Here is a 15,172-nt window from a genome sequence, read left to right as displayed (position 1 = left end):
AATATGAGATTTGGAAAGGTATCGCGGTAACGCCTTAATTGCTCTCCTGCCTCTATCTGGTCCAAATATTCAGTGGTTGGTAGCTTGGCTTCTATATAGCCAATAATATGCTGTTTTCCATCCCAGACCCTGAAATCAGGATTGCCTGCCTCTGTTTTCTTAGGTAGTGTTGTTATCTGGACATCTTTTCTACCTAAAGATTCTGCATACTTCTTAAACAATTCCTCAAGGGCAGAGTAATAACTTTCTTCCCTTGCATCTCCACGATTGGTAACTTCATAAATTTTTTTAAAATAGTCTTTTAACATTCAAATGCCTATTACTGTCTCCCCTGCCTTTACCTTATCGCCTACCTTTATAGCAGGCTCTGTTCCTTCGGGCAGAAACACATCAAGCCTTGAGCCGAATTTTATTATGCCAAATCTTTCGCCACGCTTAAGTTTATCTCCTACCTTGGCCCTACAGACCGTTCTTCTTGCCAGAAACCCTGCCACCTGTCGGACAAGCACCTTCTTGCCCTCGCATTTAAGAAGCATTGCCGTGTTTTCGTTTTTAAGTGAGGCTTCTTCTTTATATGCTGAAAAGAACTTGCCTTTAGTGTGCCTTACATCCAGAACTTCTGCATTACATGGAGAGCGGTTGACATGAACATTGAATGGGGACATGAATATACTTATCAGGAGGGCATTGCCTTTTATGAATGTCTCTTCATAGGTGTTTTTTACAACTATAACCCTTCCATCAGCAGGACAAAGAAAGCCTTCATTGGAAGATGGAGTCCTTTCAGGGTCTCTAAAAAACAATACCATAAAGAGTGTGAGCAGAAAAGGCAAAACTGAAATTGGAGGGCTTATGAGATACACCGCCACTCCTACAATGCCTGACACTGCGATAAAAGGATAGCCCTCCTTAGCAATCTTAGTCACTTATGCCTTTGTCTTATCAACGAGTTTTCCTTTTTTAAGCCATGGCATCATTGCCCTCAGCTTCTCTCCTACCTCTTCTATTGGATGCTCCTCTCCTTTTCTTGTAAGGGCATTAAATACAGGCTTATTTGCCTTGCACTCAAGTATCCATTCTCTTGCAAACTCTCCTGATTGAATCTCAGTGAGTATCTTTTTCATCTCCTTTTTAGTTTCCTCTGTAATGATTCTTGGACCCCTCGTGAGGTCTCCGAACTGGGCGGTGTTGCTTATGGAGTATCTCATGTTGGAGATTCCACCTTCGTATATCAGGTCAACTATGAGCTTTACCTCGTGAAGGCATTCAAAGTATGCCATCTCAGGGCTATAGCCTGCCTCAACGAGGGTCTCATAACCTGCTTGTATAAGTGAGGTCAAGCCTCCACAGAGCACCACCTGCTCTCCGAAAAGGTCTGTCTCTGTCTCTTCCCTGAATGTGGTCTCTATCACCCCTGCCCTTCCACCACCAATGGCAGATGCATAGGCTAATGCTATATCCTTTGTATTTCCTGATGGGTTCTGATAAATAGCTATTAGGCAGGGCACGCCAGAGCCTTTCTGATACTCTGACCTTACAAGGTGCCCAGGTCCCTTTGGTGCAACCATAAGGACATTTATATCAGGTGGAGGCTGTATCTGTCCAAAGTGGATGTTAAAGCCATGGGCAAATGCTATGTAAGAGCCGGGCTTGATGTTATGGGCTATATCTCCTCTGTAAATATCAGCCTGTAGCTCATCAGGCAGAAGTATCATTATCACATCTGCCTTCTTTATGGCATCGGATGTCTTCATAACAGTGAATCCTGCCTGCTCTGCCTTCATCCAGTTTGCACCTTCCTTCTCAGCCACTATAACATCCATACCGCTTTCCATAAGATTAAGCGCATGGGCATGTCCCTGACTGCCATAGCCTACGATGGCAATCTTTTTGCCCTTCAGAGCCTTTGGGTCAGCATCCTTATCGTAATATACCTTTACCATGTCTCCTCCTTCATTTTTAAACGGATACGCTATTATATTACAAATCCCCTGTTATTGAAAATAACCATGTCTATCTGATATTCTAAGTGATGCGTAAGATTCTAAAATTAGGTCTTCCAAAGGGGAGCCTTCAGGAATCCACATTAAAGCTATTCAGAAAAGCCGGCTATCACATCTCTGTGTCAGCCCGCAGTTACTATCCTCAATTCGATGACCCTGAGATTAATGCAGTGCTCATCAGGGCACAGGAGATGGCAGGTTATGTGGAAAAGGGAATACTTGATTGCGGACTAACAGGAAAAGACTGGATATTAGAGGGCAATGCCAATGTGCATGAGGTTACAGAGCTAATATATGCAAAAGAAGGACTAAACCCTGTTAAGTGGGTCGTAGCAGTCCCGAATGACTCAAAGATAAAGGCTCTTAAAGACCTTGCTGGAAAACGCATAGCAACAGAGCTTGTAGGCTTCACAAAGAGATACTTAAAGGAAAGAGGTATTCGTGCAGAGGTGGACTTCTCATGGGGTGCAACCGAGGTCAAGCCACCACATCTTGCAGATGCCATTGTCGAGCTTACAGAAACAGGCGCCTCGCTCAAGGCAAACAACCTCCGTATCGTCGAGACAATACTTCAGTCAAGCACAAGACTCATTGCAAATAAAAAGGCATGGAAGGACAAATGGAAAAGGGTAAAGATTGAAACCATTGTTATGCTCCTTAAGGGAGCATTAGCCGCAGAGGAAAAAGTAGGGCTCAAGATGAATGTATCTCAGAAATCCCTAAATAGAGTGCTAAGCATCCTGCCTTCTATGCACTCTCCAACCATATCGACACTCACTGACAAGGGATGGTTTGACATAGATGTCGTTATAGACGAAAAGACTGTCAGGGACATCATCCCCCGGCTCAAAAAGGCAGGCGCAACAGGAATAGTAGAATATCAGCTTAATAAAGTAATACCCTAAGACAGTCCAAAAGGAGCCCTTTCATGGGATTGTTTAAAACAGCCCTTTTGGCAAGTCCGCATTCAGATGGATGTATGCGTTTTTAGTTGCAACCCTTCCTCTTGGGGTTCTTTCAATCATTCCTACCTGAAGGAGAAATGGCTCGCAGACATCCTCTATGGTGTCTTTTTCCTCTCTGAGAGATGCCGAAAGGGTGTCGATTCCAACAGGTCCTCCTCCGAATTTCTCGATAAGCGTAAGAAGGAGTTTTCTGTCCATATCGTCAAGTCCTATGGAGTCGACCTCAAGTGCACTAAGGGCATTCTGTGCAACATCGAGGTCTATTTTGCCTGTGCCTTTAACCTCTGCAAAATCCCTAATTCTTCTAAGGAGCCTGTTGGCAATCCTCGGTGTGCCTCTCGAGCGGGAGGCTATCTCAAGGCTGGCATCATCACCGGTTGCTACATCCAGTATTGCTGAGGAGCGCATAACTATTTTCTTTAGTTCCTCTGTCCCATAAAATTCAAGCCTGCTTATTATGCCAAATCTCTCACGAAGAGGAGATGTAAGAAGCCCACTTCTTGTAGTGGCGCCTATTAGTGTAAATGCAGGAAGGGTTAATTTCAATGTCCTTGCACTGGGTCCCTGTCCGATGATTATATCTAACTGAAAGTCCTCCATTGCCGGATATAGCACTTCTTCTACGATTCTTGGCAGTCTATGGATTTCATCTATAAAAAGCACATCGTGCTCGGAGAGATTCGTAAGGATTGCGGCAAGGTCTCCTTGCCTTTCAAGCACAGGTCCAGATGTGCCCTTGATATTTACCCTTAGCTCCGAGGCTATTATATGTGCAAGGGTTGTTTTTCCAAGCCCAGGAGGGCCATAAAAGAGCACATGGTCCAATGCCTCTTTCCTCATGGATGCGGCCTTTATAAAGACCTTCAGGTTTTCCTTTGTCTTTTCCTGACCAACGAACTCATCGAATGTCTTTGGTCTCAGGCTAAACTCATAGGAGCGCTCCTCTTCCTCGGGATGTAAGCCCATAGTACTCGGTTGCTTACCTTCTTTTTTCATTTTCTCCGCCACTTAGAAGTTTCAATGCCTCCTTAAGAGTGCCCTCTATATCATTACTGCCTTTTTTATATGTTTTTCCCAATACCTCCTCTGCCACGGGTTTTTTATATCCAAGGTTTATCAGTGCTGAAAGGGCATCCTCAAACACCCTGTCTCTTACATCTGCCTTTAAAGGCAGTTTGCCCCTTAGCTCGAGGATAAGTCTCTCTGCGGTTTTTTTGCCAAGACCGGGTATTCTCGTAAGCATTCTTACATCCTCTGCCTCTATTGTCATTAAGAGGTCCTGATAGGAGATGCCTGACAGAATATTCAAGGCAACCCTTGGACCTATGCCTGTTATGCCAAGTAGCGAAACGAATACCCTTTTTTCATCCTCGCTCATAAACCCGTAAAGCTGAAGCGAATCCTCTCGAACATGAGTGTATATGTAAAGAAATACCTCCTGCCCTTCATGTGGAAGCAGAGAGAGTGTGGAAATGGGAACATTGACCTGATAGCCAACACCATTGGTCTCGACGATAAAATTTTCAGGCCTTTTCGTAAGAATCCTGCCTTTAAGAGACCCTATCATCGGAGTCGTGCCTTTCTTACTTCCTTAAGGGTTAATGCATCTAACTTAGCCCTGCTTGTCCTGCACAGTGCCAAGGCAAGAGCATCTGCACTGTCCGAAGAAAGCGGAGTATCGATGTTTAAGATTCTTCTCACCATTGCCTCCACCTGCGCCTTTTCGGCTCTTCCATAGCCCGTAACGGTTTTTTTGACCTCAAGTGCGCTATATTCATAGACAGAAACCCCTTCGGATGATGCACTGAGAAGGGCTATTGCCCTTGCATGGCCCAGGCTCAGGGCAGACCTTACCGATTTTGCAAAGAATATCTTTTCTACCACAGCCTCGCTGGGCTTATACTGCTTGATTATGCTTAGAAGCCCCTCATGGAGTAATTTCAATCTGATATGAAGGGGGCTTTTTGGGTTAAGCCGTATCTCTCCTGAGGCTATGTAGTCAGAGACAGTTCCATTGGTTTTTATAATTCCATATCCGCAGGAAAGACTTCCCGGGTCTATGCCCATGACCATAAGGCTATTTTTTTCTTGGGTCCTCAAACAGTATCTCCTCGACCATCTGGCAGAGGACATGTCCTAAGGTTATGTGGGTCTCCTGTATCCTCGGTGTGTTCTCCGATGGAACGATAAAGGCATAATTTGCCTTTCCTGCAAGTTTTTCTCCTTTTGCACCTGTAAAGGCAATCGTCTTTAGCTTTTTTTTCTTTGCAATGTCCATTGCCTTTAGGACATTTAGAGAGCCTCCGCTTGTGCTTATCCCGATGACTATATCTCCTTCTTCTCCAAATGCCTTTATCTGCTTTGCAAAGACCTCGGAGTAGTCGTAATCATTGGCAATCGCAGTGAGGACTGCCATGTCTGTGTTAATGGCTATGGCAGGCAATGGGGGCCTTTCCCTTTTGAACCTGTTTACAAACTCTGCGGCTATGTGGGATGCATCGGTTGCACTTCCGCCGTTTCCAAAGATAATCAGCTTTCTTCCTTCATTGAATGCATTGGCAATCATCCTCGAGACCTCGGCTATGGTGTCGGCATTTTCCTTTGCGAATTTCGCTTTTACCGAAATGCTCTCGTCAAATATCTTTAGAATCTTCTGTTTCATATTACTCTCTAAAGTGGGGTAAGTATGATGATAAGGGAGTCCGCAGACCTCTCTATGTCGTATTTTACCTTTGTTGGAAGAAGCTCAAAAAGTATGTCCAGTCCGCCTTCCACATCCCTTACCTTTACCTCGCCGATAAATGCGGATTTAAACATCAGGGGTTTGCTTATCCTGTTTACCGCAGGCGTTAGCCTTACCTTCACCCAGTCTTTTCCTTCAAGGTGCTCAAGCCCTTCTTTGTAAGACAGCCCTGTGCTTATGCCGGGTATCTTAATTACGAACAATGCCTTATTTTCAGCCTCCACTATGGTTATGTCAGAGACTGAAAAGGGGCCCTTTTCAGGCGCCTTCTTTGTTATCTTTTCCTTCTTTGGGATTTTTGCTTCAGGTTTTTTGGCTTTTGGAGGGATTTTTTTCACCTCTACCTTTGGCTTTTCTTCTTTTTTAGGAGGCAGTTTTTCTTCAGGTGGTCTTTTTTCTATAACCTGTAGGGGTTTTTCCTTTTGAGGCTCTTCTTTTGAAATAGCAACGACAGAGATGCTAAAGGATTCAGCCTTATCATAAGATATATCAACCGATGCCACGCCTTCGATGAAGTCAACTGCAGAGACCTTATCGGGTATAAGGGTTCCTGTGCCTGATGTCCTGAGCATGATGTCAGTGCCCTTTATGTTATAGTTTTTAATGATGTTTTCAAATCTATCGTATGCCTCTATTTTTATCCTAAAGCCCTGCCCTGCCACTGCATCCTCAGGCATTATGAGCACGAATCTGTCGATACCAGAAGGCTCAACCCTTATAATCGGGCTTTTACCTTCCTGTGTCTTTCCTGCCTCGATAATAGTCAAATATATGTGCTCTGCCTTTTCACATGTCAGGTTGAGCACTGCCCTGCCCTCTTTGAACTCCAAAGGCTTGACATAGGATGGAGACACCGTGGCTTTGCCTGATGAGAGGATGTTTGCTCCAACGCCATAAGAGGAATAATTCGAGGCAATATTGTTGAATGCATCCATTGCAGTTATCGTTATCTCAAAGGGTCTGCCTGCGGTTACCTCCTCGGGAACGATAATACTAAAATGGTTGAGGCTGGCAGGGGTTATTGTTATGTCCTGACTCTTACCGCTTCCTCCTTTGACTATGTCCCTGACCTCAAAGGATGCCACACCTGTTTTTTCTGTTATAAGGCTTATAATGCTTATTCCGTCCTTGAAAATAAGAGGACTGATGGTTTTAAGCTCTACATTTCCTGTTGAAAATACTCTTATATCCGTGCTTAAGGTTCCGTCCCTTACTGTGTTGCCAAATGCATCCTTTGCAGTAATCGTTGCCTCAAAAGCCCTTCCTGCACTTACTGATTCCGGAGATTTAACTACAAAACTGCTCGGTTTATTGGGGATAATCTCTACTTGTTTTGTATAAAGGGGCACTGTCCCTCCAGCCTCATACACAGAAAAGACTATGCTCTCGGCTTTTTTATCAAGCACTGTTATGCGTGCAATTCCGGCTGTAAAAGAGGATGCCTTGACTATATCGGGTCTAAGCCCTGCTCCGCCTGATACCGTAACCTGTATATCTTTCCCTGTCTCTGCATAATTCGTTATAAGGTTATCGTATTTATCGAATGCCTGAAGCTCTACCGAGAACTCCTCGCCTGCCCGCATAACCTCGGGTGTTTTAATGGCGAAATGGTCTAATCTTCCAGGCTTTATCACAATGGCACTGCCTCCTTGCGGGACGAAAAACATAGCTATGAATAAGGCTATCGTAAACAGCGATTCGAGCTTATTTCCGTGATGGCACCTGTGATTCATTTTTTACCCCTTTAAATTTTTTAATATTATCAATAGCATATTATACGCCATTATGTAAAGTAGAAAAATCTATCCTGCCTTTTCAATCTCGGATATTTTTGCCAGTCCTTCTTTTGCCTTTTGATTTGTTGGCATTGTCTTAAGTGCCTTTTCGAAATTTCCCTTTGCCCTTAAGGTGAATCCGAGGCTCAAATATATAAGCCCTGCCTCTGACAGGTAATCCGCATTGAATGGGTCAATCTTAAGGGCTCTGCCTACTGCCTTTTCAGCCTCTTTGTGTTTTTCGAGTCTTCTCAGGGCACTGCCATAGTAGTAGTGGTATTTTGCAATGGAGTTGTCGTAATAGGTTGCCTCCGAGAAAAGTCTTGCGGATTCGGAGAATTTTCCTCGCTTAAGCTCAATCATGCCCTGCTCGAATTTTTGAGACGCTGTCTCTTCATTTGAAAATGACCTTTGAGGTTTGTCTGAAAGTGCCGTATCGTATTGCTTTCTCGATGTTGGGTTCGTAAGGGTTGAGTAAGCAGTCGTTATATACGAAAACAATGCGTTTAACTTGCTTTTCTCCTCATGGGGCAAAGAGAAATGCCTGTCAGGATGAAATTCCTTTGCCATCCTGTAATATGCCCTTCTTATCTCCTCACTCGAGGCTGTGTCTTTGACCCTTAAGACGCCGTAGTAGCCAAGACTGTTGTATACCTGATAAAGCCTCTCTATCTTTTCCACAACCTCAGCAGACATATCCTTTTGCCCAATAACCTCCTCGGCAGATATATCGATAGAGGGCTCTTCTCCTTCCTTGACAGTTATTATTCTCGTTAAAAGAAGTGCATAGATGGATTTCAGTATTTTATCCTCACCGATATGCATAAGCTGAATGATTTGTTTTATATCTGTTTTTCCATCCACATAAGAAAGGAGTTTTTTATCCTCCTCATCTAATCTTATGTCCTGAAAAAGGTCAAGCGGGTCTGAAGAAAAACATATTATATTGTCATGTGTAGGACATTCACGTCTGATATAAGATGGATTTTCAATCTTCTTTATGCCCCGATATATGAGATTTGCCGCAGAAAGCCTAAGGGGTATGACCTCATCTTTTGGAAGCGGTCCTTCCCTGAAGCCAAACTCTGCATCTTCAAAGGCAAAAACACTCAGGATGATATGCTCGACATGATGCCTTACGGCCCATGGAAGCTCCTGAGGCTTAAGATAGCCCAATTCAACGAGGACCCTACCCTGCCTCTTACCTGTCTTATTAACTGTCTCTAATAACCTTTCATATTGTTCGGGGCTAAGCCTGCCTTCCATGAGGAGCACATGCCCAAGCCTGTCAGCATCCTGATTCGACGAGGCAAATACCATGTCTCCTGAATTTATAAAGATGCTTTTTATTACACTTCCGTTTTTCAGGCTGAGTATGCCTGTCTTACCTCCCCTTTGAAGTCCAAGTAAGATATCGGAGAGCTTAAACTCCCCTAAAGAACCACAAAAAGGGCTTAGCCTGAAGACCCCTATTTTTAATCCAGCCTTTGATTTCTCTGCCCTCACGACCCTTCCCTGAAACCTAAGGGAGCTGTTGGGGATGTCTATATGAAGGGTATCGCCCACATCGATGGGCGGGGAGTCTTCGACCTCAGCTCCGATACCGCTTAAGGAATAATCAAAGGTCTCTGCCTTAAAGGATTTGCCTCCGATATGAACCTTAAAGTTGGATTTTCTGTTGTACCTGTAGAAATGCCTCTTGTCTTTGTTTTTTCCCGACATCAGTAAATTTTATATTTGCTCGTTAGGAACTGTCAACAGGCAAGTTAGCCGAGTAACTCAAGGCATCTTCAGAGACAACCAAATAAATAATTACTCGGATTACATTTTCTCAGGCAAAACAGGTATAATTACCCAATGTCATTAAGATTCCTTACTGGAGGAGAATCCCACGGAAAAGCCCTTATCGGCATAATCGAGGGCATCCCTTCTGGTCTACCCCTTTTACCCGATGACATAAATAAAGAGCTTAAAAGAAGGCAGGGAGGTAAAGGCAGAGGCGGAAGAATGAAGATAGAAGATGATCGCGCTGAAATCCTCTCGGGTGTGAGATTGGGTAAGACATTAGGGTCTCCTTTGAGCCTTCTCATCGAAAACAAAGACTGGATTAACTGGAAAGAGGTAATGTCCTCGGAGGCTATCTTAAATGTAATTGAGCCTGTCACAAAGCCAAGACCCGGGCATGCAGACCTTGCAGGAGCTATGAAATACAACACACACGACATAAGGGACATACTTGAGCGTTCAAGTGCAAGAGAAACTGCAATGAGGGTTGCATTGGGTGCAGTTGCCAAAAGGCTTCTTGAGGAGTTTGACATATTAATCGGAAGTTATGTGATTTCAATCGGCTCTGTAAAATGTAAGGAGACAGAGCCCAAATTCTGGGCAGAGCCTCGTTATCTCATTTCCATTGCCGAGAAGGCAGAGAAATCCCCTGTGAGATGTCCTTTTAAGAACGACTCTAAAGAAATGGAAAAACTGATTGAAAAGGCACAAAAGGAGGGAAACTCATTGGGCGGAGTCTTTGAGGTCTTTGCAGTAGGTGTGCCTCCGGGGCTTGGAAGCCACATCCAGTGGGACAGGAGGCTCGATGGAAGGCTTGCACAGGCACTCATGTCCATACAGGCAATAAAGGCAGTGGCAGTGGGCTCAGGATTTAATATGGCATCTCGATTCGGAAGGGATGTCATGGATGAGATTTTCTATAGAAGTGGAAGATTCCTTAGAAAGACAAACAACGCAGGCGGAATAGAAGGCGGAATGACTAATGGAATGCCTATAGTGTTAAGAGCCGCAATGAAGCCCATACCAACACAGAGGAAGCCGCTCAGGACAGTTGATATAAAGACGAAAAAACCAGTTTCTGCGGTGTATGAGCGCTCTGACATATGCGCTGTGCCTTCTGCATCTGTTATAGGAGAGGCAATGACAGCACTTACTCTATCGGATGCCTTTTTAGAGAAGTTCGGTGGAGATAGCATCAAGGAGACAAAGAGAAACTATAACTCCTATATAGAATATCTAAAGGGCTTCTGAGCACCATTGAAAAACATAGTCCTTACAGGCTTTATGGGAACTGGCAAGACAGAGGTCGGAAAAGAGCTTTCAATAAGGTTAGGGTTTACCTTCATAGATATGGATGAGAAGATTGTAAAAAAAGAGGGGATGCCTATTACAGAGATATTTAAAACACATGGAGAGCCTTATTTCAGGGACATAGAGACAAACATTATAAAGAATATTTCAAAGCAGAAGAATGTCGTTATCTCAACAGGGGGCGGTGCGGTCTTGAAAGAGGAGAATATGTCATCTTTGAAAGAGCACGGCATCATAGTGTGGCTTAAGGCAAGCCCTGAGAGCATTCTTAAAAGAACCGCTAATGACAGCACAAGACCGCTTCTACAGGTCAATGACCCGCTAAAAAAAATAAAAGAGCTTTTAGCATATAGAACACCTTTTTATGAGAAGGCAGATATTATGGTAGACACAGAGGGGAAGACACCAAGAGAAATTGCAGAAGAGATACTGAAGGGGGCAAAAAATATATAACTAAATGGTGTAGAATATAATGGAAAACAAAGAAGAACTTTTTACCATCAAACAGGCAAGTGAGTGGGTGGAAAAGTGAATTGTATAACCGTGTTTAATAATGGATAATAAAGGAAAAATATATTTTGTCAATTTTGAATTTGTATGTGGAGAATATGAACAAATATTCGGGAAGGTTTTCTATGCAAAAGATAAGGAAGATTTAGAAAGTAAAATGCATGATTACCTTATAAATTATTATGGGAGTGGCAATCTTGCGGAAGTTAACAGCGATGTTTATTATTACTGGAATGGGGAGGTTGGAGTTAAATGTGTTAGATGGTCTGAAATCAAAAGCTTTAAAGAACTTGTTTCAGAATTACTTTGATAAATTATGAGGAAGATTCAGAGTGAAATAATTTTAGGTGATTGCAAAGAGGTTTTAAAAGACCTTAATGAAAACTCCATAGATTTAATCTTTACATCACCACCTTACGCTGATAGACGTGTCCATACATATGGTGGAATTAAACCAGAGGAATATGTTGACTGGTTTTTATTGAGAAGCGAACAATTTTTAAGGGTGTTAAAGCCAGAAGGTACATTTATTTTGAATGTTAAGGAAAAAGCAGAAAATGGTGAACGACATACTTATGTTTTAGAATTAATTTTAGCATTAAGAAAACAGGGCTGGTTATGGACAGAAGAATTTATCTGGCATAAAAAGAATTGTTATCCTGGAAAGTGGCCAAATCGTTTTCGTGATGCTTGGGAAAGATTGCTACAATTCAATAAAACTAAGCAGTTTAAAATGTTTCAAGAAGCAGTTATGATACCTGTTGGTGACTGGGTAGAAGATAGATTAAAAAACTTAAGTGAAAAGGATAAGATAAGGTTTGAATCAAGGTCAAAAAGTGGTTTTGGGAAAAATATTTCAAATTGGTTAAAGCGTGACAAAGTTTATCCCACAAATGTATTACATTTAGCAACCGAATGTAGTAATAGAAACCATAGTGCTGTTTTTCCAGAAGGTTTACCAGAATGGTTCATAAAACTGTTCACAGAAGAAGGAGATACTGTATTAGACCCCTTTATGGGTTCAGGCACAACATTAAGAGTTGCCAATAGACTAAGAAGAAATTCAATAGGAATTGATATTATTTCAGAATATTATGAAATGATGAAATCTGAAATAAGAGGTGAATACTCATTATTTGAACCAAAAGCGAAATATGAAACAGCTAAATCTAAATGAAGTTTATGAATATGTTGAAAAGTATATTTCCATTTTTCATCAAAAGCGACTTGAATACATTACAACTACAACAGAATTAGATAAAATTCTTCAGCAGAAAAATCCTTATTTGTTCAGGGCTAAAAATATTTTGACTGCCCAAGACTTAATAAAAGGATTTTTAGATGCTTTTCTTCAATCTCAAGAAGAAACTTTATTTGGTGAATTTATTGAAGGTTTAGCAATTTTTGTATGTGACAGAGTTTTTAGTGCGAAAAAATCGCAGTTAACAGGGATTGATTTGGAATTTGAAAAGAATAATTGCATCTACATCGTAGAAATAAAGGCTGGATGGAATTGGGGCAATGCAAGCCAAATCAAGCAGTTGAAAGTTAACTTTGAAAATGCCAAAAAATTTTTAGAAAACCAAACAGGTAAAAAAGTAATTGCGGTAAACGGTTGTTGTTTTGGAAATAAGAAAAATAGAAGCCCCGAAAAAGATGGTTACTATAAAATTTGTGGACAGGAATTTTGGCAATTGGTTTCGGGAAGTGAAAATTTTTACATTGATATTATTGAGCCAATCGGACACAAGGCAAAACAAAAAAATGAAGAGTTTCTCGAAGCTTATGCTGTTGTCGTAAATAAATTTACATTAGAATTTGCTCAACGATTTTGTATAGATGGAAAAATTGATTGGAAGAGACTTTTAGAATTTAATTCAGGACAAATAAAAAAATATAAATAATGATTTCCTATCTGTTTGCTGTGGGAAAGGTTGGTAGAATTTAGAAGTGAAGCAGAAGATTAGGAGGAAAAACTACTGGAAAAAATAAGGGTCTCATTGGGTGAAAGAAGCTATGACATCCATATCGGCTCAGGCATCTTAGGTGCAGTTGGCAGTAAACTTAAACCCTATAAGCCAAGCCCAAAAATAGCCATTATTAGTAACCCGACTGTTTATAAGCTCTGTGGAAAGGTTGTATCTGACTCCATAAAAAAAGCAGGGTTTAAGCCTTTGAATGTCATTATCCCCGATGGCGAGCAATACAAAAGCCTTCTATGGGCAGAATACATATGGACAGGGCTCCTTAAGGCTGGGCTTGACAGAAAATCCATTATCATAGCCCTTGGAGGAGGTGTCATAGGAGATATAGCAGGTTTTACTGCATCCACATACATGAGGGGCATCCGCTATATACAGGTTCCAACAACACTTCTAAGTCAGGTGGATAGCTCAGTGGGTGGCAAAACCGGTGTCAATCATCCATTGGGTAAAAACATGATTGGAACATTCTATCAGCCATCATTGGTCTGTATTGATACAGATACTTTAAAGACACTGCCTCAAAAAGAGTTTATCTCAGGCATGGCAGAGGTGATTAAATACGGAGTCATATGGGATAAAAGCCTTTTTGAGTTTCTTGAAAGGCAAAGGTCTGCCATACTCAGGCTTGATAGAAAAGCCCTGACCCACATTATCAGACGCTCATGCGAGATAAAAGGAGAGGTTGTCTCAAGGGATGAAAAAGAGCAAGGCTTAAGGGCAATTTTAAATTATGGACATACAATAGGCCATGCAATTGAGACTGTCACAGGGTATAAAAGATACCTTCATGGAGAGGCAATTGCAATAGGAATGTGTACAGAAGCAGACATCGCAGGTCTTAATTCGAAAGAACTATCACGAATAAAAAGAGTCATTGACTCTTATGGGCTTCCAATTGAATTGCCAAAGAACATACCAGTTGAGAAACTTCTAAGGACAATGGAGGTTGATAAAAAAGCTCTTGCAGGTGAGCTAAGATTTATCCTTCCTGAAGAGATTGGCTCTGTAAGGATAAAAGAGGTGGACAGGGAAAGGATAAGAAAAGTCCTGCCTTAAACAAATATGAGAGGGCTAAGGATGTCTCAGCAGAGGCAGACCTCAGCTCTATCAGGAAGGCGCTTTCAATTTATTATGCCCAGAATGGAAGATACCCTGAAACCCTGACTGAGCTTTCCGTCTTTTCAGGCATGGAAATCCCTTCTGAAAGATATACCTATAATCCGAAAACAGGAGAGGTGTCTTTGAAGTAGCTGAAGAAACACTTTACAAAGGCATACCCCATGAATTACAATCTTGATATGCCGGTCACAACAGAATATAAATACATCACGAAAAACAGAGAGATACTTGGCGGAGAGCCTGTAATCAAAGGGACAAGGACTCCGGTTAGGGCTATTGTAGAAAACTGGCGGCTTGGCATGTCTCCTGAAGAGATTGTAATCCATATGCCCCACCTCACACTTGCTCAGGTGTTTGAATCGCTGAGTTACTATAGCGACCACCAGAGAGAAATTAACAAATACATTGAAAAGAATCAGATACCAGCAGACAAAATTCATTCATCTTTAAAGTGATTTCAATTTACTGTGATGAAGATGTTGATGTCCTTATAAAACTACTCCTTGAGGCAAAGGGCTTTAAGGTTCTAACCACTCTTGGGGAGAAAATGCTTGGAGCCACAGACATAAAGCAGATGGATTACGCCATAAAGAAAGAATGCGTCTTTCTGACACATAACAGAACCCATTATGAGCAGTTATATGCGGAACTTATTGCCAAGGGCAAAGACCATGCAGGTGTTATCATAGCCACCAGAAGAAATATATACGAACTTGCCCGAAGGGTATCAAGAGTTCTTTCAGGATATACTAAAGAAAGTATCAAAAACAAACTGCTATATATTTGATAAATCCTGTGTAGCGTTTGCGGTTACAGCCTTGAGACTGGTATAGTTGGGTGCAACCTGCTAACATAGGTAACAGATTAACCTACGGACATGGGTAACAGTATAATGGCAGAGCAAGGAGGTATTGCGATGCCATGGAGAGAGGTGAGACCTATGGACGAGAGAGTGAGTTTGATTTCGAACTGGCTT

The 15,172-nt window shown here is 42.0% G+C and carries 18 protein-coding genes and 1 pseudogene; 10 read left to right on the top strand and 9 right to left on the bottom strand.

Annotation, left to right across the window (positions count from 1 at the left end; all coding sequences use genetic code 11):
* The 3 genes from HY805_03310 to ilvC all read right to left on the bottom strand — a co-directional run.
* On the bottom strand, positions 1-308 hold a 308-nt coding region (locus tag HY805_03310), incomplete at its 3' end, for an adenine methyltransferase (protein ID MBI4823243.1).
* Entirely contained in the window at positions 309-926 is a 618-nt protein-coding gene (locus HY805_03305) for a phosphatidylserine decarboxylase family protein (GenBank protein MBI4823242.1), read from the bottom strand. It abuts the gene before it with no gap.
* A complete protein-coding gene (gene ilvC, locus HY805_03300; GenBank protein ID MBI4823241.1) occupies positions 927-1,943 on the bottom strand; it encodes a ketol-acid reductoisomerase in 1,017 nt (338 codons plus the stop codon).
* An 89-nt stretch (positions 1,944-2,032) separates the two neighbouring features.
* On the opposite strand from ilvC, the gene HY805_03295 reads away from it, so the two are divergent.
* Complete coding sequence (locus HY805_03295) at positions 2,033-2,908, top strand: ATP phosphoribosyltransferase (protein ID MBI4823240.1); 876 nt, start codon at positions 2,033-2,035, stop codon at positions 2,906-2,908.
* A gap of 33 nt (positions 2,909-2,941) precedes the next feature.
* Here HY805_03295 and ruvB read toward each other — a convergent pair whose 3' ends face one another.
* The 6 genes from ruvB to HY805_03265 form a co-directional block, all read right to left on the bottom strand.
* A complete protein-coding gene (ruvB, locus tag HY805_03290) occupies positions 2,942-3,964 on the bottom strand; it encodes a Holliday junction branch migration DNA helicase RuvB (protein MBI4823239.1) in 1,023 nt (340 codons plus the stop codon).
* Positions 3,948-4,535, bottom strand: a complete 588-nt coding sequence (gene ruvA, locus HY805_03285) for a Holliday junction branch migration protein RuvA (GenBank protein MBI4823238.1) — start codon at positions 4,533-4,535, stop codon at positions 3,948-3,950. Before ruvA ends, ruvB begins: the two co-directional genes overlap by 17 nt.
* A complete protein-coding gene (ruvC, locus tag HY805_03280) occupies positions 4,532-5,068 on the bottom strand; it encodes a crossover junction endodeoxyribonuclease RuvC (protein MBI4823237.1) in 537 nt (178 codons plus the stop codon). Before ruvC ends, ruvA begins: the two co-directional genes overlap by 4 nt.
* Positions 5,046-5,630, bottom strand: a complete 585-nt coding sequence (locus HY805_03275; GenBank protein ID MBI4823236.1) for a D-sedoheptulose 7-phosphate isomerase — start codon at positions 5,628-5,630, stop codon at positions 5,046-5,048. Before HY805_03275 ends, ruvC begins: the two co-directional genes overlap by 23 nt.
* 8 nt (positions 5,631-5,638) lie before the next feature.
* Positions 5,639-7,444, bottom strand: coding sequence for a hypothetical protein (locus tag HY805_03270; protein MBI4823235.1), 1,806 nt, complete (start codon positions 7,442-7,444; stop codon positions 5,639-5,641).
* 69 nt (positions 7,445-7,513) lie between these two features.
* A complete protein-coding gene (locus HY805_03265) occupies positions 7,514-9,208 on the bottom strand; it encodes a DnaJ domain-containing protein (GenBank protein MBI4823234.1) in 1,695 nt (564 codons plus the stop codon).
* A gap of 135 nt (positions 9,209-9,343) precedes the next feature.
* Here HY805_03265 and aroC point away from each other — a divergent pair, with 135 nt between their 5' ends.
* The 9 genes and pseudogenes from aroC to HY805_03220 all read left to right on the top strand — a co-directional run bounded on the left by aroC (position 9,344) and on the right by HY805_03220 (position 14,983).
* On the top strand, positions 9,344-10,522 hold the full coding sequence (gene aroC / locus HY805_03260; GenBank protein MBI4823233.1) for a chorismate synthase: 1,179 nt from the start codon (positions 9,344-9,346) through the stop codon (positions 10,520-10,522).
* Positions 10,523-10,528: 6 nt separating this feature from the next.
* Entirely contained in the window at positions 10,529-11,035 is a 507-nt protein-coding gene (locus HY805_03255) for a shikimate kinase (GenBank protein ID MBI4823232.1), read from the top strand.
* Between the two features lie 100 nt (positions 11,036-11,135).
* On the top strand, positions 11,136-11,402 hold the full coding sequence (locus HY805_03250) for a hypothetical protein (GenBank protein MBI4823231.1): 267 nt from the start codon (positions 11,136-11,138) through the stop codon (positions 11,400-11,402).
* A 6-nt stretch (positions 11,403-11,408) separates the two neighbouring features.
* On the top strand, positions 11,409-12,269 hold the full coding sequence (locus HY805_03245; GenBank protein MBI4823230.1) for a site-specific DNA-methyltransferase: 861 nt from the start codon (positions 11,409-11,411) through the stop codon (positions 12,267-12,269).
* Entirely contained in the window at positions 12,247-12,996 is a 750-nt protein-coding gene (locus tag HY805_03240; protein ID MBI4823229.1) for a cytosolic protein, read from the top strand. The genes HY805_03245 and HY805_03240 overlap by 23 nt, the downstream gene beginning before the upstream one ends.
* Before the next feature lie 75 nt (positions 12,997-13,071).
* A complete protein-coding gene (locus HY805_03235) occupies positions 13,072-14,133 on the top strand; it encodes a 3-dehydroquinate synthase (protein MBI4823228.1) in 1,062 nt (353 codons plus the stop codon).
* Positions 14,130-14,327, top strand: a pseudogene (locus HY805_03230) (type II secretion system protein GspG). The gene HY805_03235 and the pseudogene HY805_03230 overlap by 4 nt, the downstream one beginning before the upstream one ends.
* 48 nt (positions 14,328-14,375) lie before the next feature.
* Positions 14,376-14,651 (top strand): DUF433 domain-containing protein, encoded by a 276-nt coding sequence (locus HY805_03225; protein MBI4823227.1) that lies wholly within the window; start codon positions 14,376-14,378, stop codon positions 14,649-14,651.
* Positions 14,648-14,983, top strand: a complete 336-nt coding sequence (locus HY805_03220) for a DUF5615 family PIN-like protein (GenBank protein ID MBI4823226.1) — start codon at positions 14,648-14,650, stop codon at positions 14,981-14,983. Before HY805_03225 ends, HY805_03220 begins: the two co-directional genes overlap by 4 nt.
* The last annotated feature ends 189 nt before the right edge of the window (positions 14,984-15,172 follow it).

The sequence above is a fragment of the Nitrospirota bacterium genome (genome assembly GCA_016207905.1).
In the GTDB taxonomy this organism is placed as follows: Bacteria; Nitrospirota; Thermodesulfovibrionia; order Thermodesulfovibrionales; family JdFR-86; genus JACQZC01.
Note: the sequence above shows the minus strand (reverse complement) of the source record. Positions and strands in the feature narration are given on the sequence as shown.